The organism is Stappia sp. ICDLI1TA098 (assembly GCF_054880955.1).
In genome coordinates, this window is record NZ_JBTZBT010000001.1 from 1,541,683 (window position 1) to 1,566,550 (window position 24,868).

The following is a 24,868-nucleotide window of genomic DNA, read 5'->3' on the forward strand; positions in this document are numbered from 1 at the left end:
TCTTTGGTGTTTTTAGCTTGGCGACAACCGGAGATTTAGAGATGCCTGCCTGTATGAGCACAGGCAGGCATGATCTCATCTGCTTGAAAACACATGCACCTCGCCCTGCGCCGTCTCGATGGTGAATAGGTCGCCGCCGATCTCGGCGTCTCGCGCCATCGCGCCCCAATCCACATAGTAGCGTAGCGCCTCGGGGATCGTGACGCTCTCGGTCGTCAATTCCTCCATGTAGTCGGCGAGGCTGGCGAATTGACCAAGATAGCAGTCCTCCAAAGCGGTTTCGGCTTGGTCCATGTCGCCGCTGAACTGCTCCAGCAGGCCCGCGCCAAGTGCGCCGTGTTCTGCGATGAAGGCGGCCATCCGCGCCACGCTGTCGATGCCGGCATATTCGGAGATGCTGACGCCTTCGAAGCCCTCATAGTCGTGAATGGCGTATTCCTCCGCGCCCGCTACAGGGGAACGGGCAAGTATCGCGGCAATCTCGTCCCAGAGTTTGCCCGCTTCCTGATCCGCGTTGATCCAAGCCCCATGCAGATAACCGTTATTGTAGGCCGCAAGGCAGGCGACATAGATGCGGGGCTTGCTGTCGGATGCTTTGGTCATGTCTCTGGTCCTCGGGTCTGAAGGTCAGCGAAGCGGAACGCCGCGCCTGACCTTCTGGCCGTCGCCGAGACTGGGGTAGCAACGAGCAAGGGCGGCCGGGGTGGAGGGGGATCACCCGGCCTGCACAAGCCCTTTGGGCGCGGAAGGCTGGGGATACCGCCCCGGACGGTTTCACTTACCTTGCTGGCGCGGGGGCAACGCCCCTAGCAAACCTATAGAGTAGGACGCGGCCGCAGCCGCTATCGGCAGGACCGCATGTCCCGAGAGTGATAGGATAGCCATCTCAGATGCGAGCGATGCCATCTTGGAGCAGCATTTCCAGCTAGTCCCTCATCTCCTTCTTCCCTAGAATGGTTATGCGGGCCAAACAACTGACTCAGGGGGGAGTTCATGAGCGAAAGAGACGATTTGCTGGAGTCCATCGCTAACGAGATCAAGACCTACAGACGGGGTGAGCTTGCCGAACCCACCCCCGCACATGTTGACCGTTGGGCAAGTCAGTTCACCCCCGCCAATCAGCTCGCGTTCCTTCGAGAGTTCGACCATGTGGCGAAGCAAAGCTTCATCACCAAGAAAAATGTAAAGGATTTTTTGCGAAATCTAGTCAGCAACGAAAAGCTTGTTGGGGATGATCCAGAATCCTACTGGGGATCAGCGCATTTCCTGAAAATCCAGCAGAATGGGCAAAGCCAGAAGGAAATGCTCAAGCTTTTTTCCAAGTGTTTGGATGATGAATACGGGCTTGATACTGATGAATGTGGAGATCCGGACGGCGACTACATCTATCTTGATGACGTGATGTTCAGCGGCAATCGAGTCGGAAACGACCTCGAAGAGTGGATCAACAACGAGGCGCCACAAAATGCCAAAGTGCATGTGATTGTTGCGGCTCTTCACTCAGGAGGTTCATATCTTGCGGGGCGAAAGTTAAAAGAAGTAATAAAGAATTCCGGAAAGAATATTGATATAAAATACTGGCGCGCGCTAGAGGTCGAAAATCGTAAGTGGTATAAAAATAGCTCTGGTGTTCTTTGGCCGACCGCAATTCCTGACGCAGCCGAAGTGCAAGCCTATATGGCGCTGCCGTCGAAATTTCCCTTTGAGCCGCGCAATGCTGGCGGGGCTGTAGTAGCGCCATTCTCTTCGGAGCAAGGGCGCCAAATACTGGAAAGTGAGTTCCTGATTGCAGGCGCAAAGATTAGAGCACTGAGCGAAAGTCCTAAATCATCTATGCGGCCACTCGGTTTTAGCCCGTTTGGCATAGGTTTTGGTTCGATGATTGCAACATATAGGAACTGTCCAAATAACTGTCCGTTAGCCCTCTGGTGGGGTGATCCGGAGGCGACCTGTGGAGCGCTTCATTGGTATCCCTTATTGGCGCGCAAAACTTACGCATCTCCAGAGAATATTTAATGACTTCGATGACCTCACGCTCTGAACAGACACGCGACCTCCGCACGTATCAACGGGAGGAGGTTGTCGTCGTCTACAAAACAAAAGAAAGCTTCGGTGGCCTGTCGAACATGGCCTCTGGTTTCCCGCTACGAGTAAATGGTGTGCGAATACTGACATCAGAGGCGCTCTATCAGGCATGCCGCTTTCCGCACCTTCCCGAGGTTCAACGCATAATCATGGACCAGCACAGTCCGATGACAGCAAAGATGAAAAGCAAACCATACCGGAAGGATTCTCGTCAAGATTGGGATCATGTTCGAACGAGAATTATGCGGTGGTGTCTTCGTGTAAAACTGGCGCAAAATTATTTGGAGTTTGGTCGTCTGCTTTTGGCTACGAAGGATCGTCCGATAGTTGAGCAGTCACGCAAGGACGATTATTGGGGAGCAAAAGCGGTTGAGTTTGATGAGGGAATGCTGGTTGGTCAGAATATTTTAGGCCGCTTGCTGATGGAGCTACGAGAATTACTCAAAAATGATGCAGATGGGGCACTTAAGACCGTGCTCCCATTGACTATCCCAGACTTCTTGCTGCTCGGTCAGCCAATAGAAACGGTTACCGCCAATCGTAGGTCTCCGGCGCCTGAGGATAGGCAAGATAAATTGCTTTAGGCTACTGGGGCGCCTTTGGGCTGTCGCTGTCCCTCGTTGAACCTCGATCATATGTTGACGTGAATCTAAAACCGAGTCCGACGAGATGTGATCTTAGAGGGGTATAGCGTAGGTGTAGTTGTCTGTTTCTTCGGCTTCGACCCGCCAGAACCGCCGATTGGTCTCTATGGCGCGATATTGCCGCCAATTACCGCACTTCACCGGGTGAGATAGCAAGCTGCCGATTCTAGCTGCCGCCCGATAATTCGGGGCCACATCATATCGGATTAAGAGCCCGATTCAAAAGTTCCTCAGGCGTAGCAATACCTTGCAGTTCTGCGGATGAGCATGCGGATAGAAGCAATCATAGCCCAGGCGGTTGAAGAGGCGATGGTCGCTTCCCAGTCCTTTGCAAGGCGGCGGCACCGTCCCAGCCAGGCGAAGGTGCGCTCGACGACCCAGCGCCGCGGGAGGACTTCGAAGCCCTTGGCCTTGTCGGAACGCTTGATGATCTCGATTACCCAGTTCCCGGCTTTGGCGAGTGCCGTTCTGAGCTTGTCACCGGCGTAGCCACCATCGGCGAAGATATGGCGCAGCCAGAGGAAGCGCCGGCAAATCCTTTTGAGCACGTCGACGGCGCCATCCCGGTCCTGAATATCGGCAGTGTGCACGAGGATGGAGATCAGAAAGCCGGAGGTGTCGGTCAGGATATGACGCTTGCGGCCTTTGACCTTCTTGCCCGCGTCATATCCACTCGGACCGCCGCTCTCGGTCGTTTTCATGCTCTGGCTATCGATGATGCCCGCACTTGGAGAGGCTTCGCGCCCCTCGATCTCTCGCAGGTTCATGACCAGCAGCGTGTTCATCACCTCGAACAATCCCGCGTTGCGCTAGGCATAAAAATAGCGCCGAACCGTCGAGACCGGTGGAAAGCACTTGGGCAGCAGGCGCCAGGCACATCTGGCCGAGGCCAGGTAGAGCAACGCGTTGGCCACTTCGCGCATATTCGTGCTGCGACGCCGACCGCCGTGCTTTGCCGGAGGAATGAACGGCGCCACCAGCGCCCACTCCCTGTCCGTCATGTCGCTTGGATACCGCAGCCCTTTGCGGCTATGCTCCTCTCGAGCAATGCCAGTCCATGCCATTGATCACTCCATCTCTCGCAAGGACGGCGTAAATCATAACATACTAGTATTGCTCAATAATTTTTGGATCTGGTTTTAAGGGCGAAGCCGCTCCGTCAAACTTCTGGATGATCGTCGGACGTAGTGCTGGTAGCCATTCTGACCGGCTCTGGTGACTGGTGCAGATCTCGCAAATGAACTGAGGTCTGATCAATGCTTGGATAGACGGTCGTGGCGTTGATGTTGATGCGGTCGAGCTGGTTGAGAATGTGCGCCTTATTCTTGATCGTCACCCGGCTGATCTCGATGCCGTCCTGTCCTGCATCGGGCAACGCGGCTTCGTGGCCGAACAGCAGGAAGGCTCCGGACTGCGATTTGATCCGGGTATTAGTGCGCTTCGCCTTTACGCAGATGATAGAGCCCAAATCGTCGGGAACGATCCGTCCCTCGAAAAAACCCTTCTCGGACTTGATGTGGTGGAGCAGCTTGCCGGCGACATCCGTTGCGTTGAAAGCGTCTTGGTCGAGGCTGAGGTCTATGTCGTTCTTCTGCGCATAGGTCAGATTTGATAGGTTGGACAGGCAACTGACGGTGTCGGAATCATAATATTTCACGCCGTTCGACGCGACTTGGAAGACGATGACCTCGCCGTCGATGCCGAGTTGATCTGGCTTGCACGAGCAGGCAAAGAATAGTGCTACCAGCGGATTACCGGAAACATCGAGCAGCCGCGTAGGCAGGCCGTAATGTTGCATGCGGACGAGACGGTCGAAGCAATAGTCATCGCCGTGAAACTCGTCGTGATGGGCGATCAGCAACTCTTTGCAGAGACGGTCTTCGCTGGGCATGAACTGCCAATCACCATTGTCCCATTTGCGCAGCAGAGACGGGGTCAACTCATAGCGCGCGTCGCTATGTCCCCTAAAGAATGTTTCAGTGCCCAACTTCGCCGGCGAACTGTAGAGCAGCTCAAGAAACCGCTCCACGCTGTCGGCGTCGCCAAGAATCTTTTTGTCCCGTGGCGGTGGTTGGACATCCACACCGTCATCGGCAGGTCCACGCACGGCCGCGATAACTTGGACGAGATCAGGCTTTACTTCAGCCAGCCGCTTTAGAATTTCACTAGCATCACCTTCACGGACCGCCCAATGGGTTCGATAGAGTTGAAACCTATCCGCGCCAAACACCGTGCGAGCCGCCTCAATACTCTCGAATTCCACTTCGCCGAAGTCGATCAAGGTCTCGAAGGCAGCGGAGACCTCCTTACGTCCGAGATTGATGTTGGAAACCCGACCATATTTGATCAGCATGGAGACGGCGTCTGCGTCCGACTTGATCTCACTACATAAGAAGGTCGGGAGCTTCTCTAAAAAGGCGAGTGCTGTACCATCGAGGCTTTCAAGCCGCTTTTCGGTGTCCGGCGGCGTATACTCGAACATACGTCCCCGACCCATGCTGATGTCATCGACGTTGCCCTCGATGTACTCCCAGTTTCCAAAAGAGATGTAGTTGAAAGTTTCCGCCATGCGTCGCTATTCCGTGCTCTCTGCACCACCTGGATCAGGGGCCGGTGGCGTGCCTGATGCACGAAGATCGACCCAGGTATGGTGTAGATGAAATGGAGAAGACGCATCCGAACGAATTAGCTCATGAGATGCGACGTGTACTGCAGGTGATCCTGAAATGGGCGATAGCTTGGGAAGTGATGAAATTCCCGCACTACCGAGATTATGATCGATGTCGGACCAGATCGTATCTATGTCCATCGATTGAATATAGCCGATCATGCCGCCGCCGGCGTCGTCCTTGCCATAGAGGTGCGACTTAGCAATGTATCGACCTACGCCTTGCGCCACATAGTTTGTGTTGAAAATCCACGCACCGATTGGTTGACCTAAACGCTTGCACTCGACGACATAGGTTCTTGTAGAACGGTCAATATCTGTTGCCTGATCGTCTAAGAAACTCCACTGAAAGTCAGGGCGCTTATTTTCGCGTGGCGTCCTCTCTGGATCGTCTGGGCTAGGTTGATTATTTGCTTCGTAAGCAGCTACTAGGTTCCAAGTGTGCTCTCGGCTCAAAGCAGGGCTTGGAGATAACGAGAGAAGAGTTCTGTGGCGGTCGGCGGCAATCCGCCTCATCCGAAAGAACAATTCTCGGTTGAGATCATTTTCGCACGACGCGACAAACCCATTTTCCTCGGCATCCTCAGCGAGACGCTGGAGCCCAGCCTTCACAATATCTTGGACTTTTTCAACAAATGACGGCCATAGATTGATCGAAACCTCGTTCAGCCCAGCCATCCCGGTCAACCCTCGCCACGCACAGCAAGTTGTAAGAACAAGGCTTCGGCGTCTTCTCTAGCGGTGCTGGCCGTCCAAAGCCGGCGTGTATTCTCTCGCAGAATAATGAAGTTGTCGGCTGTCGCTGCCCTGACAACACGCTTGGCATAAAACGCAGGTGAAATCGGTTGATCGAGTGCGTCAGCGCACCGCGCGACAATCGATTCCCACTTCCCGTCAGAGCCTTGCTGTGCCGATATCTCTTCGCCACCCAAAGCGAAAACCACAGCGACGGCATCGCGAGCCGGCGAAATAACTACCTGCCAGTGGAATTCTGAACCTTCAGGCAACTGCGCGTTCCAAGCCTCCAGAAAGGCCCGCAGGTAAGGCTGCAATCCAGCACGATCCGGAGTTTCCGGAAGGTCTGCTCGTGTACCATTCAAAACTCCGGCTAACGTCAAGCGTTTGGTCGACTCCGCCTCCGCTCCTTTCCAGTAGAGTTCGTGGTTCTCAGCCCAGAAATCTCCAATTAAATCACGCTCAGCCTTGGCAAGCTCAAACAAATCGAAAATGGCTTCATCGAGTACCCGCAACCAATTTTCTTCGGGCTTTTCATAGGAAGAAGTATGGAAAAGCTCCAGCGCCGGGGAAGTGTTGGATGGGAGATCGCGCAACTGGGTCACGGCTTGCACAACGCGCATTGCGGCTTCGTCATGCTTCGCCTTCGGCATGCCCCATGAAGGCTTAAGACGTACCGGCATGCGGAGCAAGTCGCGGGCAGTGACTTTGTCATGCCACCCACCCCAACTGCCTGCGGTCATAAACAGCAGGTAGCGGCCGAGCGAAGACCACATCACTCCGAGCACCAACTGAGCTTCGTTCTCAGTGAGATGCGGCAACGGAATGCAGTAAAAGCTATGCCGGAACGAGAACTCCCGAGTCTCGAGTCGAGCGATAGGTCCGATGGGTTCCCTCACGCCGTGCGTGATTACCAAGCGCCGTCCGCTATAAATCCGTTGATCGGGATCTCGTTTGATCCCGGTCGGCGGTGGTACAAGCCAGCCCTCTTGCAATCGTCCAAATGGCTGCACCTTTCGATTGCTGAGTTCCGGCAGGGTCGCCAGCTTCCCGGACGGGACGGCGCTACCGCGTTGCCAACCGTAACGTGGTTGTGGGTCGGCATTCGCGACCGTTTCACCCAGCGTCCGCTCCAATGCAAGTCTGGACAGCAGCGCGGCGTCATGATGTCCACCCCACCAATAGGCTTTCCAAAGATAGTCGGCATCGGCCAGATCGCCTTGAGTCACAACGCGTCGATCAAGCGGGACGGCGGCCATGGACCGCAATCGATCGACAGCTCGAATCCGCCTTGCATTCCAGATTACAACCCGCTCGTTGGGCATTGGCTGGCGCTTTTCAGCGAGCAGGAACGCAAACGGCGCAACGGCTTTTGCAAAGAACACACGACGCACATGCGCCATGTTCACGACTTGCATGAGTGCCGCATGTGCCAAGAAGTAGCCGCGAAATGCTCTACTCGTATCGCGGTCGTTCCAGAATACCTTCATGCCGACGAGAAGCCCCAGCCTCCCGCCTTCTCGAAGTAACGTCAGAGCACGATGAATGAAAAGCTGGGAGTAGGCTCCTTCGCCCTCGGGAAGTTTGAACGCGGCCGCCCAGCTACGAGGGAGGGGCGGTGCTTCCTGCCAAGGGGGATTGCCGATCACGACATCGAAGCCGCCGAGCGGCAGGTCCAGAACTCCGGTATTAGCCAGCAGTCTGACGTCGCCCGCACGACCTTTATAGGCTTTCTTGGCGGCTACGCGCTTCGACAGCAACTCACGTTCATCGTTGGTCAGCGCAAAAGCGTCCGATACAATAAGTATCCCAAAGTGTTTCTCGTCGCGCGGGCAACTATGCAGCAGATAAGGCAGTGGCCCTCCCGAGGCGATATCAGGTGGCTCCTGTTGATCAAGAAGCGCTAGGTAAAGGCTGAACGCTGCAACGCGGGCGGCTTCCGCGTTGATCTCAATGCCGAAAATGCGATGTTGGAGAATGTCTCGCAACTCATCTGGCGATAGCTTACGTTTCCGGCCTTGGGCTTCGTAGCGGACGATCCTGCGAAACGCTTCCACGAGGAAGATTCCTGACCCACAAGCAGGATCAAGTATCTTTGGATGGCGTGCTAAGCAGGTTGGGGTCAACGTCCTTCGAAGTGCATCGTGAACAAGATTAGCTGGCGTATAATGCGTACCCGCGCCGTGTTTGAGTTCACCTTCCTCGAAAGCATTGTCTTCGGAACCCTCGTCAATGACGAGGGTAGGCGCGAATGCGTTGTCTGCTTGGCGCAAGGGAGCGGAGGAATTTTTCTTTGTTTTGCTGGAAGCCTCCTTATTAAGAGCGTCATGATAGAATTGCTCGTAAATGCTGCTGATCAGGGCGAGAGGGACTACCTCAAAATCGTATGCCCAGAAAAACAGAGGCTCTTGACCAGCCTGAATCTCTCCAAGCAGGAATGCACGCAGGAGCTTCAGTGCCACCTCGTCGAACCGCTTCTCCCGCGCTTCTCCGAGTGCGAACAGATCGCCATTAAAGTCTGTGGACAGCTTTTTGAATAACGCGTGGGTAAAGTCAGCGTCGCAAAGCACCCTGTCGTAGAGGCGCTGCTTTCCCGGCGGTCCAAGTACGGGAATAGCTCCCTCGCTATATAGCGCTGTCTGCCAAGTCCGATTGTTGCCGGCCACTTCATCAAAATAGGCTTGCGTCAGTACGCCACGATCTTCCAGATATCTCACGAGGATCGAACGGCCGATGAGAGCATGCGCTTCGGCCATTGAGAGGCCCGTTGCCTCAAGCTGCGAACGGACATGCCGTAGATCATCAATGAGGCGACGGTCAGCACGAGCGGGTGCAGAATTGCCCACTTCCATTAGCCCCTGCAAATCGGGGCCATATTCATCGATCTCTTGCGTCAATTGGAGCACATCGGCGGCAGAAGAAAGCACCCGCCAAGGATCACTTGGCGGTCCTCCTCGTTTGGGCGGAGTATTGAGATCGTAAATTCGGAGTTCCTGCGGGAGCGCAACGAAAAGACAACGAGGCTCCGTCATGCACCAAGCACGACGATAGAGTTCTCCGAGCGCCACCTCATCAGATGCGCCTTGAGCGTCGCTGAACACCGCGACGGGACCGCCACGGACGAAGAGCACTTTTTCCGCTCCGAGCCGCTTCGCGAGACTCAGCCAATCCCCCAGATCGGTCCAGCGGGAAGCAAAGCTATCCTTCTCACTGAGCGCACCGGGCTGCGCGACAGCATCAAGCAGATCATTCGACCTCTCGGAGAACGCACTATATAGTTGATCTAGAAGCTCGCGGCCTTGGCTATCCACGGCACAACCCGATCAAGATATATGAGGTTGGCCGCTTCATTAAATGGAACACCATTTATCAAGGTGCGCGGGGTGCTCAGCGTTCCGCGTCATGGCCGCCCTCAAGCTCAAGCGGGAGCAAGAGCTGCTTTGCATCCATTGCCTTCAGAAGGCGAAGCAAAGCGTATTCGACGATATAGCTTTTCGATAGCTCCGGCTTGTGCCGTTGGGCCAATTCCTCAATGGCCCTGTTGGTCTTTGAATCCAAGCTGACCGAAAATCTCACTTTTGACGACATACCGCAGATTCCCCATGATGCACCACCATGCACCACATTGGTGCCGAAGGGAATCCCTTAGTTGGAACGCCGAAGCTGTATCCGTGCGGCAGATTGAAGTTTGATGGCCGCAACGCACGCCGCTTGTGCGCTCGACGTTGCCAACCCTCGCTTGAACCTCAATTTTGGAGGGCTATAGCGTAGGTGTAGTTCTCCGTTTCATCGGCTTCGGCCCGCCAGCGGCCCTTTTCGCGCGCGCCTGAAGCATCCCAAATCTGTTGATTTTGCTTCAATATTGGGTGACCTTGGCTCCCGACCTTTCCCGGCTATTCTCGCGCATTCCTTGCCCAAAGCGGGCACAGGTGCGGGCACCTAATCCGGGAAATGCGGGCACGAGGGGCACGTGAATGTTGACCGATGCAAAGGTCCGGCGCATCAGGAGCGGCGAAAAGCCCCAAAAGCTTGCCGACAGCGGCGGACTTTTTCTCTTCGTGACACCCTCCGGAAGTCGCATTTGGCGCTACCGCTACCGCTTTGGCGGAGTCGAGAAACAGATCGTTTTGGGCCACTACCCGGACATGCCCCTTGCAAAAGCGCGCCTGGCAAGGGATGAGGCAAAGGCTATCCTAAAGAGCGGGCGGGATCCGATCGTTGACAAGCGCCAGGTGCAGGCTGCGGGTCTCGAAGCCAGAGCGAATACCTTTGAGTGCGTCGCGCGCGAATGGCATCGGCTTCAGGCTCCGACATGGACCGCAACACACACTTCAGATGTTTTGCGCAACCTGGAGCGTGACGTCTTTCCTGAAATCGGCCGGGCTCCGATCGCAGACCTCAATGCGCGCCGAATCCTGGAAGTTGTGCGAAACATTGAAACCCGCGGCGCTGTCGAGACGGCGCATCGAACGCGGCAACGGATATCGGCCGTTTTCGGCTACGCCATCGCGCTCGGTATTTGCGAAAATGATCCGGCAGATCAGATCCGGCGTTTACTCTCTCCGATAAAGCGCCGCCAGCAACCAGCGCTCACGTTGCTCGATGACCTGCGCGAGGTGTTAAAGGCAGTCGAGACCACACCTGCCCACCCGGTAACCAAACTCGCACACCGTCTACTCGCTCTGACCGCACTTCGTCCCGGAGTCGTTATTGAAACCCCCTGGGAGGAGTTTGCCGACCTGGATCCGGAAGCACCTGTATGGGTTGTTCCCTCCAGTCGGATGAAGCTGCGGCAACAATTCAAGGGTGATGAGCGACGCGACCACTTCGTGCTGCTCGCCCCGCAGTCGATCGAGGTCATTGAGGCTGTGCGGATGTTCTCCGGCCGCAGCCCTGTTGTATTTCCAAATTCACGCTTCGCCCATCGTACAATGTCGGAAAATGCGATCAGCTACCTGCTCAACCGAGCCGGCTATCACCACCGACATGTGCCTCATGGATGGCGAGCGGCCTTTTCGACCGTGATGAATGAACGGCATCCGACAGAGCGGCACATCATTGACTTCGCGCTCGGACATGTCCCGAAGGACAGGGTCGAGGCGGCTTACAACAGGGCCCGCTATCTCGACCGTCGACGCGAGATGGCCCTTGAATGGGCGCAGCTGATTCTGGAGGGGCAGCGACCGTTGGCAGAGATCATCGCCTTGCCACGAAGAACGTACAAATAGATCGGCCGTTTACTCCGCCCGTGGCTGGCTTGAACTGGGACGATGCAATTTCAAAGCGCCCTCAAACGCAGAAACATCTTGCGGTCTTTTTTTGAAGCCAATGCTAAACGCCGCTTCAGCTTGGCTGAGCTCAACTTCGGCATCGCGCCGCGAAAGCTCGAAGGACGACCCGCTTTCATACCAGATTGTGACAGTGGCCATCACGTCAGCCGCTGTCCTTCATCAGAACATTTGACACAACTCGCGGCGTAGGTAAGCGGAGTGTGGAACTCATCGGAGGTTGATTTTTAGGCGGCGATCCTGCGGTGTTGCAAGCGGCGATATTCGAGTATCTTTTACTTGATCCTTTCACGTCCGTTGATGATGGCGGGGACCGCCGAAGTAGGCATCGGCGGGCGGGCGAAAGACAAAGTCCGCGCAGTAATAAATGACTAGGAAAAGGTAGATTCGGGGCCCCCAAAGCAGATGCGCCACCAGGCTGCGCTATACCCCGACGGCTGGATTTCTGCGGTTTATCCGGCATCGGCCACGTCAGCCAAGTAGGAACGAACAGGGAATTTGGGGGCCAATTCGGCATGCCAGGGCAATGGAGCCCCGGAATAGTCCCCGAATTCGGGTCGGAGAAATCTCGTTTTGCTCCTTACCATCCACGCCTTTGTGCGCTCGGATGGTTCCCACCGCGGGTCATGACGAGCAGCATCCGTGCACGGATCGATATCGAAAGCAGACCAGCCCGGCAGTCAGGGCAAGCTGCAGAGGGCTGCGACGAGGCCGGGCGTTTGCCTGCCGCCGTGACATACCGGTTGCAGGCAAACCCGGTCCCTGTGCAATGATGTGATGTTTCTACAGCCTGGCATTGCCAAGGGTCGTTCATGACAACCTATTTCGTCTCCCGCCACCCTGGCGCCAGGATCTGAGCCGAGCAGCAAGGCCTGGGCGACGTGGTATTGGTCTCTCACCTTGATCCCGAGCACCTTGCACCCGGCGACCGGGTGCTTGGCACCTTGCCGGTCCAGCTCATCGCGGCGGCCAATGCACGCGGTGCCCATTATTTCCACCTTGTACTCGACATTCCCTCGGAACGACGCGGGGAAGAACTCACACCCGCTGCCATGCGCGACTTTGGTGCACGGCTTGAGGAATACCGCGCGGAGAAAATCGGATGACAAGTCAGTTGTCGAATGTCTTGCTAAAGCGACACTCGGCGACGGGGATAGCCTTAAAATCTTGGTCGCCGACCCATGCTCTGCCAAGCATTCCCGACCCAAATGCCAAACATCTCTGACCCACGTACAAGCCGACGTCCAACGATCCGTCTTGGTAACGTGACACATGTCCGCAGGTAGGCCAGAGTTACCCTCCGTGCTCGCCGCAGCATCACGCCAAGCGCCTGCACCAAGGACGGATGGGCGGGAAGCGGACGTTCGTTGCGGTCGGAACGAATGACCGGACAGAGGCCGGAAGGAGACTGGCGGGTTCTCGGAACGAGATGAGTTAAGCTGACGTTTGACCTGGTCCCCTGAACTTCTTCCACATTATGGTAGAGCCCGTCACACAGACGAAATGAAGCATTCACGGTTCAGTCAGATCGCGTCCACGTTCAACGCTGCGGGTGCGTCGACGCCAGAATTTCAGATGCAAGGCGGATCGCGCCAGTCTCATCCAGCCGGCAGGAAAGCGCGTCCTGTTGCAAAAGGTCTGCGCTCAGAAACGGATGAAATTTTTCAGACTGGGGTTCTGCCTGCCGGTAGAACAAGGAAAGCCTCTCGCTTTCTGCAATCAACGCAAGCGCGTCCTCAAGCCCGAGTTTAGCCTCTTTCTTGCGAACCTCTATAAACCCGTCATAGATCGATGTTTCAAAGCCGAAGCCTCCCAGCGCGAGCGCCAGCGTGTTGGTTACGACGCTGCCCTTGCGGGTCGCAATCAGATGGCTATCCTCCGCCGTGGCAATAATGCGGTGAGAACCTGCTTCTACCAGCGCGAAATTTCCCCGCGCTTCGGCAAGAAGTGTCGCCGCCTGCTTGTCGAGATAGATCGGCACGGCTTGGCCTTCCAGAACCTCGAACATCTTCGCCACCACCTGATTATGGATGTCTCCGGGATCGCCTCCGAACAATGGCGGCGCACCTGCCTTCGATCTTGTTACAAGGATGACCTTTTCCCTCTCGTGGATCTCGACAATTTCCCATCGCCGTCCCGAAAAGATGATGGTCATGCCAGGCGCCAGGATGTTGTCGACAGGCAAGGTGCCAAGATCCTTGCCTTGTTCGACAAGGCGAAACTCCTCAGGCGTCTTGAACACGGCGTAAAAGCTGTAATGCTCAACCAGTTTCTCGCCCTGTCGGCCAAGGAGAAGCAGGCCGTTGTCGGACTGCTCGATCAGCGCAATATCGGGACTTCCGATCTGTCGCAACACGGCGAGGAACAGGGTGGTGTCGACTGCATGAAACGGCCCCTTGCGGCATAGCGTGGCGTAAAGACGTTCCGCGCTCGCGCCACCGCGTTCGGCGATCACCGCAAGGATTTGATGAACCAATGTCGAAAGATGAAGCGCTGACGAGCGCGGCGGCTCATACCATTTCTGAAGATAGAGCTCGATCATGGCGATGGCCCGCACCAGACCGAGCCGAAACCGGTCCGCAAGGTGACTGCTCTTTTCAAGTCGCGCCTCAATCTGATACTGGCGCAGGATCGAGGGCTGGCCGGCACGACGGCCGGACCGCCCCAACCGCTGCGCCAGCGATGCAACCGTGAACGGGGCGCCGATCTGCGCGACGCAAGTCACCGAACCGATATCGATTCCGAGTTCGAGCGTGGATGTGCAAACCGCCGTCGTCGGCAGGTTGGCATCCTTCAAGCGCTGTTCGACGAATTCACGGTGGTCCTTGGAAAGACTTGCATGATGGGCATAAAATTCCTGCTTAGGCCCTTGAGCCTCGCCGAGCAGGCGCAACCGGTCAGAATAGAGTTCCACTTTTCCTCTGGAACCCGCGAACACCAGATTGTTAGAGCCGCGCAACTTCTCGAACAGATGCATGGCGATCGCCGCTTCGGCGGAACGATCATCTTTCGCCGCAACTTCATCTTCAGGCACTTTTCCACCCGTGAGGTAGCCTCTCAGCTGCACCTGAAATTCCGCGCCGCCGCCAGCTGCCTCACACAGAACCACATCATCAGGGGCTTCTCTTCGCAGAAAGTGACGAGCAAGACCGGTGTCGCCGAGCGTGGCAGAGAGGCCGACCCGTCGGATCGTCCGCCCCGTGGCGATTTCCATACGGGTCATCAGAGACCGGAGTTGAATGCCGCGTTCCGAATCGAGGAGCGTATGCAGTTCGTCAAGCACGATTGCCCGCGTTGCGCCAAACAAGGTCGCGATCGAGCTACCGCGGCGAACGAACAGCGCTTCAAGTGATTCCGGTGTGATCAGCAGAACCCCACGGGGTGTTTTAAGCGCGCGCGATTTTACACCGGAGCCGATATCGCCATGCCAGGGAACAACCGCAAGCTCGGCCTCCCTGCACATATCCTCAAGGCGTCGGGTTTGGTCGTTGATCAGGGCTTTCAGCGGGCCGATATAGACCAGGTCGAAGCCATGGTCCTGAGCCGGTTCTTCAAGCAAGACATCTGAAATCAACGGCAGAAAAGCGGCCTCAGTCTTTCCGCCGGCCGTTGCCGCGGTGATGATGACGTCATTATTCGTGCCGATGATGGCATCAATGCCTGCCGTCTGAACCGGTCGCAGCGAAGGCCAACCCTGCTGCCGTATCCATTTCTGAAGCGGGGGTGCAAGCCGGTCGAAAGCGTTCATCCGAGTTTGAAGCTGCTCAGTTCGTCATCCGATTGGGGCGCCACCCCTGCACCATCTTCAATGTCGCTCATGTCATCGCCGGTGTCATTGGCGATCTCGATCTCCTCGATCAGGTCGCTCCACTCCGTGCCCGGATTCTGCTGCAGCACTGCGACAAGATTGACGAAGGCCGTCACCGTGTTGCGCGGTGTCCGGAAATAGGCCTCGCCGATCCTTTCGGAGCAATGGCGCATGAAGGCTTCGAGCGCGGCATCCGGCAACTGCTGCCCCTCGTCATGGGCAATCAGGTTGACCTTGCTCAGCAACACGAACAGATCTTCGGGGGTCAGGCTGGAAAGCCGGACCACAGGCCCGGAGAGATCGACCAGGCCATCGCGGGCAAAGCTGTTTTCGGCGAGCCGGGATTGCAGCGCCTCGTAACTGTAAAGCCCGCGCCGTGAGTTCATCAAGAATTCCGGCGTGCCGCCCATGATGAAGCCGAGATGGCTGGCACTGCCCTGCAGAACATCATTCAATATCCGCAGAATCTGCTCGTAGTTGGCATTGCGCGCCTGAGAGGATGTCAGCTTGAACAGGTTCACCATTTCGTCGAGAGAAACCAGCAGGCCGCTATACCCCGCCTCGCAGACGAATGCGGACATCAGCTTCAGGTGATCATAGACATTGGCATCATCGACTATGGTGCGCACGCCAAGCGCATTTCGGGCGTCTGTTCGTGTCGCAAACTCGCCACGCAGCCAGCGAAGCGCTGCCGACTTGAGTTCCTCGTCACCGGTCTCGTGTCCCTCCCAGTATTTGCGGATCACTTCGGCGAATTCGAAGCCGTTGGTCATTTCCTCAAAATGCGTCAGCCGCTCCCGGATCAGTTCGCCCGTCGCCTTGTCCTGCTTTTCCGCATCCCGCTGCAACTGGCTGACGAAGCGCTCGACGACGCTTGCCATCGCACCACCATCCGGCTTGGTGCGCGAGGATAGGTTCCGCGCCATCTCGCTGTAAAGGCTGCGTGCCTGACCACCGGTCGCGTGCAGCCGCCGATCAGGCGCAAGATCGGCTGACATGACTATCAGCCCCTTTTCAAGGGCAACGAGGCGGATGAGGTTCAGAAAGAAGGTCTTGCCGGAGCCGTATTCGCCGATCACAAATCGGATCCCCGAACCGCCTTCCGCGATCCGCTCCATATCCCTTACAAGTTCCTCGATTTCGCGGGCGCGACCGACCTGAATGTGTTGCAGCCCCAGTCGCGGGACAACGCCCGCCCGCAATGCCTGGATGATCGTGTCGCGTTCCCGTCGCTTTATGGCAGCCATCTGTTCCCCCTTAAGCCGGCAACTGCAATTGCCGGACGATTTCGGTGTTCAACTCGAAACCTTCATATTCCTCAATAAGCGCATCGTCGTAGCGCGAGAATGACCATTCATTGATCGTTTCCAGTCCACCGGCCACCATCAGGCCATGCTGACTGGCCAGCGTGTTGAATTCCACCTCCGACCACTGATCGCGGGTGACAAGCTCAATCACGAAACCCGCGTGGACCGGATCTAGGCCAGGCAGAACGTGCTGCTGCACGTCATCATGTAGCTCATCATCGAGATCATCGAGATCATCGTCGATATCGGAAGCGAAGATGGCGCCCAGAACAGAGGAGACGCGTTCTGTATCCTGGCGGATCGATGCAATTCTGCCGCTGTCGAGAAAATTGGGGCGGGCTTCGGCAGGAATCACTTCGCCCGGCTCCGCCGGCTGCGCGCGCAACAGCGTGACCGGTTCATCTGAGGCTGAAAGCGCGTGAATGTCGGAGTAGACCTCCGCTTCGGAAATGCCGAGAAACTTGTAGATCTTCTCGATCGCGGAGACCTCATCGGCTGCCACCACATTGTCGGCGTGAACCATTGCCACAATGGCCCTTCTGATCGCGCCGCTCTCGGCCGGAGAGACGTTCTGCAGACTTTTGCGTAGCCCTCTTGCGTCAGGCGGCACGGAAAGCTGCCAGGCAAGATTGGCTGTCAGGCGATTTCGCTCCGCCTCGTTCAATGGTTTGTCGTCGATCAGGCGCTGCAGCGCCATGCGTTCGGCTGGCGCAATCTCGTTGTCGGCATGCGCGATGAAAGCGCCGACCGTCAGTTCGGTTAGCGCTTGTTTATATCCGTCGCTGACACTCTCAAGATCGCCATCAGCTTGCTCAAAAAGCATGACCGGATCGCCGATCTTCGGACCGCGCAGGGCAAAGCGCGGATCGGGAGAAAAGCCGATGCCGAGCCGAGCAAGGGCATCGGCCGCGCTCACAAGCTGTTTCTTTCCGATCTTGTCAGGAACCGAGCCTTCCAGTTTGGCGATGAGATCGACCAGTGGTACCAGCCCGCTACCGCCGATGATACCGTGTGCCCAACGCCTGATCTCCTCGAGATCGGCAGAGGGGAACAGCGGCCAGAGGGCTGGCGGAAGCAAGGCATGCGCTTCGACGCTCCCGCGCCCTTCAGGATTTCGACCGAGATAGCGGCTCAGCTTGTCGAGTTCGTCGATGGCCTCGTCCGCGATTGACTTTGCTGCGGTAACAGGCGTTCCAAGGCTGGATATATCAGGGATCGGCTGACCGTTTGCTTTCGGAAGGAGCTCAACCTCAAACTCCGAAGACGCTGCCCGGTAGGTAACCTTGAGATCGCGTTTGGGCTTTCGGAGCTTAAGCCCGTCCGGATGTTTCTCGTTGAATTTCAGGCCGAACAGTGCACGGAATTCCTCCGCACAACGCTGTGCCGGGGTACGTCCGTAACATTCCGGATGGCAATACCAGAAGCTCAGCAGCTGTTCGGACGATAGTCGCCCTTCTTCAGCGATTGTCGTGCCCAGCAGGATTTTGACCGGAAGCGGCAGCTCGCCGCTTTCCGACCCGAATGGCAGCTCAAGCGGGCGCGCGTCCTCCACAAATAGAGCTGCGGCTTCCAGAAAAAGGCCAAGATAGCGCCGCGCCGAATGATTCTCGTAATAGAGCGCCTGAAGACGTTCGACCTCGCGCACTATCTCCAGCTTTTCAGGCATACCGGGCTTGTCGGCGAAGAACCGGCGTTCGAGGCCGTAAAAATAGAGAAACAGGTAACCGGCGTCATATCGGGCATCGTTGCGGCCCGACGCGAGCCAGTCGAGATATGTCCCGCGGGCGATCGGCGACATCTCCGAATAACTCGGCCAATACGGCATGCTCGTCCCAGCGATGTCGCCGCTGCCCGGTGAAGCTTTCAAACCGGGATCGATATACGCCCGGCATTTCTCCTGATAGCGACCGGCCCGTGGTGGAGTGCCGACATAGACCATCCCCGCGATCGTGCGGCCGGCTATCTTGACGGTCTCTCCGGGCGGAAGCCAGGCGCCTTGCTTTGCGAACCACCCACGATCATAGGTCTCGCGCTTGCTGGTGAGGCGATTGGAGCCGGTTTCGACATGCAGCCCACCAGCGCTTCGCCGGTCAGAGACCGTAAAAGAGGCCGAAACAGGACTGCTTTTTGAAGCAAAGAGACCTGCTGCAGGATTGGCATTCGCCAGTCTGAAATGGCTGTCATCCGCTTTGCGCTTCGCAGAGCTTGATCCCGATGTGGCTACGCCACCGACACAGTTTATTCCGGCGGGGACTACTTCGCTCGGCGGCGACACTGTCTGTTTTCCGAGCGGCGCAGCCGAATACGCGGACGCCGAACGATTTGCGGACACAAAATTGCCCTCGACGGCGTAGTTTTTCGCATCAGCTTGCGCGATCTTTCTCTTGATACGTCTGCGCCGGAACCAGAGGAAAATCAACAAAGCGGGAATTGCGATTACAGTAGCGGTCTCAAGCGGGTCATCTGACGAAGACGTACCACTCTCTCCAGCAGCCTCCGTCGCGGCTGACGGCGGAGGCGTATCGGCGCTATCACCCTTCCGCCCTTCCCCCGCAACCTGCGAGGCAGATGAAGGAGCCGAGGTCTCAAGGGGAGGCGACATAGCGCTTGTGTCCTCGGCAGAGAATGCCTCTTTGCTTTCAAGCTGGGAGCTTCCAAGGGTATAGATCGGCGCCGTCTCTTCTTGGTTCAAGGGGGCCGGCTCCTCGCTGACAGCCGGGGCCGTCGCTATTGCGGACGGATCTGGCTCGGCCTCTTTCCCGATCGCCACCTGTGTGGCCGAATCTTGCATGCCGGTCTCTGTCAGACCGTGATCTGCCTGGAACGCTTTCAATGCCGCGCGTGTCATAGGACCGTCGATCCCGTCCAGTGTCCCCGGCCTGTACCCATTTTCGGCCAGGAAACTCTGAAGTTCCCGAGTGGAAAGTTCTTCTGCGTTAGCTATCGGCGTAAAAAAGATCACCGCGCCAGCGAACAAAACGGCCAGACACTTCAAGAATCTCGACCCCGCCTCACTCATTGCAAGTCCACTTTCAAAGCATTGCTCGGAATAAGGTCAACATTGCGTTTTTTGATCTATTCTTGCAAGCACTCCTGAATATAGCGACCTATGACTTTGGCGACTGCCGGCTCGATATAGGCCGAGCTGGACTGATGAAGCCGTGGCAGTATGTGATTGCTTCCGGTGGCGCATCGCGACAACTTTAGGGGCTCAACGGGATATGGGCGTTTGCTCGCGGTACAACGAACGGCTGCTTTCAGGATAAGATCAAGAGAGGGTAAACGACCGAAATGGAAGCGCATAGCGGCCATTCATCCAGGAATCGCCTGACGGCAGCTTTGGGCCGAAAGGGTCAAGGTTGCTTGGCGTGGTGGCTGGTCACTGCATTGCCGCGCGCCTGGTTCGAGCCCCAATTGGGTCACCCGTCGTCAGCGTTCCTCGCCGCGTAGTCACGCCGCGCGCATTCGACTTTATCAAAGTTCGCTTCTGCCCAAAGCCAGACGCCGCAGAATGCCTTGCTCAGACCAATGCCCAGGTCTGTCAGCCGATATTCTACCTTCGGGGCACGACCGGATAGACTGTTCGGGTCACGAAGCCGTCGCGCTCCATTGCGCGCAGCGTCTGCGTCAGCATCTTCTGGCTGGTCCCCGTGCAGGCTCGTGAAAGCTCTCCGAAACGGCAGCACTCCCGCTCCGTGAGGATTTCAATCAACAGCATCGTCCATTTGTCGGCGACCCTGCCGATGACCTCTTCGACAAGACGATCCATGGTGGGGTCGGCCGGGCCAATATCCTGAAGTTCTTTGCGCAGAGAATGGTCTATCATCGACCTCATACTCTCTTTTTTGTAAGTATAAATCTTTTGGGTGCCTACTTTCCACTTTGTAGCGCGACAGACATGTAAGGGCCAGTTGCTTTCAGAAGGGCAAGAATAAGTGGCTCTGACAAATCGCACGATCCTGATCGCCGGTGGCAATTCCGGTATTGGTCGGGCCCTTGCACGGAACCTTCAGGCCAAGGGCAATCGCATCATCATCACTGGCCGCAAACATGGCAGCCTGCAGGCCACGCTGGACGAGAACCCAGGCATGGCCGGCTATGTCCTGGACGTGATGGATCGCGACGCGCTCGCCGCCTTCCCGTCAACGGTCATGGCCGACCATCCCGAGCTCGACACGCTCATTCTCAACGCCGGTATCATGGAGAGCGAGGACTACACGGTCGATCCCGTCGATCTTGACGTGGCCGAGCGTACGATCGCCACCAACCTGACGGCGCCGCTCCACCTAGCCGCGGCCTTTCTGCCTCACATGCAGACCCGACCCACAGCGGCGCTGGTCACGGTATCGTCGGGACTGGCCTTCGTGCCCAAGGCGGCCAACCCGGTCTACTCTGCCACGAAAGCCGCCATCCATTCCTGGACCCAGTCGCTCAGGCATCAGCTGCGCGACACCTCCGTGACGGTGCATGAGATCGCCCCGCCGCTTGTCGCAACCGATCTGACTCCGGACCAGTCGCAACAGGCCGCGGCCATGCCCTTGGAAGACTTCACGGCCGAAGTCATGGATATCTTGTCCCTTGAAGATATTCCGGACGAGATCCTCGTGAGCCGCGTCGCGTTCCAGCGAAAGGCCGAGGCCGAAGGTCGCCATGCAGCCGCGTTTGAGATGATCAACAGTTGATGGGCTTTTCTGGAGCGCAGGCGCAGGGGCATTCCCCCACGGATTGCGCTCTGTGTGTTGAGGGTGCGGCCTTCGAAAGCCGCCCCTTTGGCCACATCGTGGACCGTGGCGTCCAGCAAATACTCAGAGTTGATCGGCTATGCTCGACTTGTCGATGATCGCCACTGTTACGGCATGCAGTTCGCGCATGTGCCGCGGAGTTCGATCGTGGTGTTCGCGAGCTTGAAGGAATGCTCGCGCGCCCAGCCCGTCAGGCGCTTTGCGATCACCATGTCCGAGAACTCATCCACTTGACCGCAACAGTCGCAAATGGCGAAGGCGATAATCCCGTGTTCGCGCAACCTGTCCAGAAGCGAATAGGCGCTTGCCGGTCCATCTGCACTCGTCAGGGCATTGAGGGCCAGCGCCTGGTTTTCCGTGAGGTCGTAGATCTGAACCATCGGAGCATTCTCCAAGGGCCGTTGCCTCGCGGGTGAGTGGATGCTAAACGTGATAACATTACATAACCAAACACTCAAGTATGTGTGTCATTCGACGGTGGAATCACGCTTAAGCCATGCCGGAAACATGCCTGACATTCCGCGATCTGACGCTCGGCTACAACAGCCACCCGGCCATCCACCATCTCGACGGATCGGTGCGAAAGGGCTCGCTGACGGCCGTCGTAGGGGCCAACGGGTCTGGCAAGTCGACCCTCATGAAGGGTATCGCCGGCGTCCTCCAGCCGATGGCGGGATCCTGCTCCCTCGCATCCGGGGTCAGCATCGCCTACCTGCCGCAACAGTCGGAATTGGACCGGTCCTTCCCCGCACGCGTGATCGATCTTGTCTCGCTCGGTCTGTGGCCACGGCGCGGCATGTTCGCCCGGCATCGTGCCGAGGATCGCAAAAGCCTGATTGAGGCGCTCTCCGCCGTGGGACTGGGAGGTTTTGGCAATCGGCCGATCGACACCCTGTCCGGCGGGCAATTGCAGCGCGCGTTGTTCGCACGGGTCCTGGTGCAGGATGCGAACCTCATCCTGCTCGACGAGCCGTTCAACGCCATTGATGCCAGGACGGTCACCGACCTGATCAAACTCATCAAGCGCTGGCACGGTGAGAAACGCACCGTGATGGTCGTTGTCCACGACCTTGACCTTGTGAGGCAGCACTTTCCCGAGGCCATTCTGCTCGCCCGCCGCCCCGTGGCCTGGGGAGGCGCGTGCGACGCCCTGTCCACCGAAAACCTTCTTCGCGCTCGCCAGTTCCATGAAGCTTGGGACGAGGATGCGCCGTGGTGTGCACCGGGCCGCAACCACGATCTCCGTGACGGGCGGCGGGGTGCGGCATGAGCGCCATGCCTGTCGACTGGCTCTTCGCCCCTTTCACCGAGTTCGTGTTCATGCGACGCGCGCTGCTTGGCGCTGTCATGCTTTCGCTCAGCGCATGCCCGGTGGGTGTGTTCCTGATGCTGAGGCGCATGAGCCTGACGGGCGATGCGATGGCGCACGCCATCCTGCCTGGCGCGGCAGCCGGTTTCCTCCTCTACGGCCTGCAGATCGTGCCGATGACAGTCGGCGGACTGATCGCAGGCATGGTCGTGGCTCTGTCGGCCGGCGCGGTCGCGCGACTGACGATCCAGAAGGAGGATGCGTCGATGGCAGCCTTCTACCTGATTTCCCTGTCGTTCGGTGTCCTGATGGTTTCACTGCGCGGCTCGAGCGTCGATCTCATGCATGTGCTGTTCGGCACGGTGCTTGCCCTGAACAATGACGCGCTGCTTCTGATCGCGCTGTCTTCGAGCCTGACACTGGTCGCGCTGTTGGTGTTCTGGCGCGCCCTGGTCGCGGAATGCCTCGATCCGATGTTCCTGCGGTCTGTCTCGAAGCTCGGGCCCCCGGTGCATTTCGTGTTTCTCGGACTGGTCGTTGTGAACCTCGTGGCCGGGTTCCAGGCCCTGGGCACGCTGCTCTCGGTTGGCCTCATGATCCTGCCAGCCGCGGCCGCGCGGTTCTGGGTCAACCGTGTCGCGGCGATGTGTCTGGTGGCGATCGGCATCGGACTTCTGGCCTCCGCATCCGGCCTCCTGCTGTCCTATCACGCCTCCTTGCCCTCGGGGCCCGCGATCATCCTGTCCGCCGGAGCCGTCTATTTCGCGTCGGTGCTGCTGGCCCCACGCGGCGTGCTGCTGTCGCGCCTTCCCCGCACCGCCCATCGAACCGCCTGACAACCGGGAGCCTTCATTTGAACTGTTTCAAAACCCTCATCTGGGCAATTGGCCTCGCCTCGGTTTCACTCGCGCCATCGGCCTCAGCCGAAGACGGGAAACTTGGCGTCGTCGCCACCTTTTCGATCATCGGAGACTTCGCCAGGACCGTCGGCGGCGACAGGATCGAATTGCGGACGCTGGTCGGCGCGAACAGCGATGCCCACGTCTACGCACCCAAGCCCGCCGACGCGATGGCGCTGGCGCGCGCCGACGTGATCCTGACCAACGGACTTCTTCTCGAGGGCTTCATGGAGAGGTTGGTCGAAGCGAGCGGCACGACCGCCACGGTGGCGGTTCTGACCGACGGAGCCGACATCCTGAACGACCCGAACGGGGGACACTATCACTATATCAACGGTGAGGCCGTGTTCCATGCCACCCCGAACGACCCGCACGCATGGCAGTCCGTGGCCAACGCCCGGATGTATGTGCGCAACATCGTGGCCGAATTCTGCAAGGCGGATGCGGAAGGCTGCGACACCTATCGTGCGAACGCCCGGTCCTACGAGGCGCAGCTGGCCGACCTTGACCGGGACATCCGGAAGACGATCGCGGACATTCCGGAGGACCGCCGCGTCGCGGTGGTCGCGCACAATGCCTTCCGCTACTTCGAGCGCGACTACGATGTTCTCTTCCTCGCTCCGCAAGGTGTCTCGACCGAGTCAGAGGCATCGGCCGCGGATGTTGCCTCGCTCATCCGCGAGATCAGGGAGAAGCGCGCGTCTGCCGTCTTTGCCGAGAACATCGCCGATGCGCGACTGGTGGAGCAGATCGCGTCCGAAGCCGGACTGACGCTCGGAGGAACGCTCTATTCCGACGCGCTGTCGCCGCCGGATGGCCCGGCAGCCAGTTATCTTGACATGATGCGTCACAACGTTCGGACACTCGCCACCGCCATCAAGGGCGGCTGAACTTCCATGAGGTGGGGTCAAATCCGCCCTCTCATGTAATGTAATATCATATCATACAAAAGGAGAGATGAATGAGACGGTTTATCCTGGGGGCATCTGCCCTTGCCCTTTCCGTGGGCCTCGCCGGTCCCGTAGCTTTGGCGGATGAAGACATCACGCTCTACCGTGTTTTCGTCGGCGACCATGTCGAGGGCAAGATTACGGCATTCGATCTCGGCGAACCAGACAAGCGCTGGTCGTTCGAGACCACCGGCCAGGTCAAGCTCTACAGCGTTGACGAAGGCGCAGCCATTGTAGCGGTCCAGTCCGACCACGACGTCGTGAACTTCATCGACAGCGGCATCTCGCTGCACGCGCACGGCGATCATTCAGACATCGACATTGAGGACCCCAAGGCGGCCGAAGCAACCCTGACAGGTCCGCGCCCGTTCCACATCATCGACCACGACGGCAAGGTGGTGATCAATTTCGACCGCGGCGGGTACAACGAGAT

17 protein-coding genes and 1 pseudogene are annotated in these 24,868 nt (G+C 57.7%); 8 read left to right on the forward strand and 10 right to left on the reverse strand.

Annotated features, from left to right (window positions below; all coding sequences use genetic code 11):
• Positions 1 to 75: 75 nt before the first annotated feature.
• Positions 76 to 603 carry an antirestriction protein ArdA gene (locus ACSLUQ_RS06970; RefSeq protein WP_461808076.1) on the reverse strand — a complete coding sequence of 176 codons (528 nt, stop codon included), beginning with the start codon at positions 601 to 603 and terminating at the stop codon, positions 76 to 78.
• A gap of 390 nt (positions 604 to 993) precedes the next feature.
• Between ACSLUQ_RS06970 and ACSLUQ_RS06975 the strand changes: the two genes are divergently transcribed.
• Positions 994 to 2,016 (forward strand): phosphoribosyltransferase-like protein, encoded by a 1,023-nt coding sequence (locus tag ACSLUQ_RS06975; protein ID WP_461808077.1) that lies wholly within the window; start codon positions 994 to 996, stop codon positions 2,014 to 2,016.
• Positions 2,016 to 2,669, forward strand: coding sequence for an NADAR family protein (locus ACSLUQ_RS06980; RefSeq protein WP_461808078.1), 654 nt, complete (start codon positions 2,016 to 2,018; stop codon positions 2,667 to 2,669). Before ACSLUQ_RS06975 ends, ACSLUQ_RS06980 begins: the two co-directional genes overlap by 1 nt.
• Before the next feature lie 290 nt (positions 2,670 to 2,959).
• On the opposite strand, the pseudogene ACSLUQ_RS06985 reads toward ACSLUQ_RS06980, so the two are convergent.
• From ACSLUQ_RS06985 to ACSLUQ_RS07000, 4 genes and pseudogenes are all read right to left on the reverse strand, one after another.
• A pseudogene (locus ACSLUQ_RS06985) lies at positions 2,960 to 3,793 on the reverse strand (IS5 family transposase).
• Positions 3,794 to 3,888: 95 nt separating this feature from the next.
• Positions 3,889 to 5,298 carry an FRG domain-containing protein gene (locus ACSLUQ_RS06990; protein WP_461808079.1) on the reverse strand — a complete coding sequence of 470 codons (1,410 nt, stop codon included), beginning with the start codon at positions 5,296 to 5,298 and terminating at the stop codon, positions 3,889 to 3,891.
• A gap of 6 nt (positions 5,299 to 5,304) precedes the next feature.
• The gene (locus tag ACSLUQ_RS06995; protein ID WP_461808080.1) at positions 5,305 to 6,075 is read right to left on the reverse strand and encodes a hypothetical protein; all 771 of its coding nucleotides are present in this window, start codon (positions 6,073 to 6,075) and stop codon (positions 5,305 to 5,307) included.
• 5 nt (positions 6,076 to 6,080) lie between these two features.
• The gene (locus ACSLUQ_RS07000) at positions 6,081 to 9,443 is read right to left on the reverse strand and encodes an HsdM family class I SAM-dependent methyltransferase (RefSeq protein WP_461808081.1); all 3,363 of its coding nucleotides are present in this window, start codon (positions 9,441 to 9,443) and stop codon (positions 6,081 to 6,083) included.
• A 663-nt stretch (positions 9,444 to 10,106) separates the two neighbouring features.
• Between ACSLUQ_RS07000 and ACSLUQ_RS07005 the strand changes: the two genes are divergently transcribed.
• Together ACSLUQ_RS07005 and csx16 are read left to right on the forward strand one after the other, a co-directional pair.
• Positions 10,107 to 11,360, forward strand: a complete 1,254-nt coding sequence (locus tag ACSLUQ_RS07005) for a tyrosine-type recombinase/integrase (protein WP_461808082.1) — start codon at positions 10,107 to 10,109, stop codon at positions 11,358 to 11,360.
• Between the two features lie 932 nt (positions 11,361 to 12,292).
• Positions 12,293 to 12,526, forward strand: a complete 234-nt coding sequence (gene csx16 / locus ACSLUQ_RS07010; RefSeq protein ID WP_461808474.1) for a CRISPR-associated protein Csx16 — start codon at positions 12,293 to 12,295, stop codon at positions 12,524 to 12,526.
• A gap of 434 nt (positions 12,527 to 12,960) precedes the next feature.
• On the opposite strand, the gene ACSLUQ_RS07015 is transcribed toward csx16, so the two are convergent.
• The 4 genes from ACSLUQ_RS07015 to ACSLUQ_RS07030 all read right to left on the reverse strand — a co-directional run bounded on the left by ACSLUQ_RS07015 (position 12,961) and on the right by ACSLUQ_RS07030 (position 20,361).
• Positions 12,961 to 15,168, reverse strand: coding sequence for a DEAD/DEAH box helicase (locus ACSLUQ_RS07015; RefSeq protein ID WP_461808083.1), 2,208 nt, complete (start codon positions 15,166 to 15,168; stop codon positions 12,961 to 12,963).
• Positions 15,165 to 16,475, reverse strand: coding sequence for an ATP-binding protein (locus ACSLUQ_RS07020; protein ID WP_461808084.1), 1,311 nt, complete (start codon positions 16,473 to 16,475; stop codon positions 15,165 to 15,167). The genes ACSLUQ_RS07015 and ACSLUQ_RS07020 overlap by 4 nt, the downstream gene beginning before the upstream one ends.
• A 10-nt stretch (positions 16,476 to 16,485) precedes the next feature.
• Complete coding sequence (locus tag ACSLUQ_RS07025; RefSeq protein ID WP_461808085.1) at positions 16,486 to 19,554, reverse strand: TerB N-terminal domain-containing protein; 3,069 nt, start codon at positions 19,552 to 19,554, stop codon at positions 16,486 to 16,488.
• A 534-nt stretch (positions 19,555 to 20,088) separates the two neighbouring features.
• Positions 20,089 to 20,361, reverse strand: a complete 273-nt coding sequence (locus ACSLUQ_RS07030) for a winged helix-turn-helix transcriptional regulator (protein WP_461808086.1) — start codon at positions 20,359 to 20,361, stop codon at positions 20,089 to 20,091.
• 109 nt (positions 20,362 to 20,470) lie between these two features.
• Here ACSLUQ_RS07030 and ACSLUQ_RS07035 point away from each other — a divergent pair, with 109 nt between their 5' ends.
• Complete coding sequence (locus ACSLUQ_RS07035) at positions 20,471 to 21,217, forward strand: SDR family oxidoreductase (protein ID WP_461808087.1); 747 nt, start codon at positions 20,471 to 20,473, stop codon at positions 21,215 to 21,217.
• Between the two features lie 167 nt (positions 21,218 to 21,384).
• On the opposite strand, the gene ACSLUQ_RS07040 is transcribed toward ACSLUQ_RS07035, so the two are convergent.
• Positions 21,385 to 21,657, reverse strand: coding sequence for a hypothetical protein (locus ACSLUQ_RS07040; RefSeq protein ID WP_461808088.1), 273 nt, complete (start codon positions 21,655 to 21,657; stop codon positions 21,385 to 21,387).
• 116 nt (positions 21,658 to 21,773) lie between these two features.
• Here ACSLUQ_RS07040 and aztA point away from each other — a divergent pair, with 116 nt between their 5' ends.
• Genes aztA through aztC form a run of 3 tightly spaced genes read left to right on the forward strand, consistent with a single transcriptional unit; the run spans position 21,774 to position 24,375 of the window.
• Positions 21,774 to 22,547 carry a zinc ABC transporter ATP-binding protein AztA gene (gene aztA / locus ACSLUQ_RS07045; protein WP_461808089.1) on the forward strand — a complete coding sequence of 258 codons (774 nt, stop codon included), beginning with the start codon at positions 21,774 to 21,776 and terminating at the stop codon, positions 22,545 to 22,547.
• Between the two features lie 5 nt (positions 22,548 to 22,552).
• Complete coding sequence (aztB, locus tag ACSLUQ_RS07050; RefSeq protein WP_461808475.1) at positions 22,553 to 23,422, forward strand: zinc ABC transporter permease AztB; 870 nt, start codon at positions 22,553 to 22,555, stop codon at positions 23,420 to 23,422.
• A 17-nt stretch (positions 23,423 to 23,439) separates the two neighbouring features.
• On the forward strand, positions 23,440 to 24,375 hold the full coding sequence (gene aztC, locus ACSLUQ_RS07055; RefSeq protein ID WP_461808090.1) for a zinc ABC transporter substrate-binding protein AztC: 936 nt from the start codon (positions 23,440 to 23,442) through the stop codon (positions 24,373 to 24,375).
• Positions 24,376 to 24,868 lie beyond the last annotated feature (493 nt).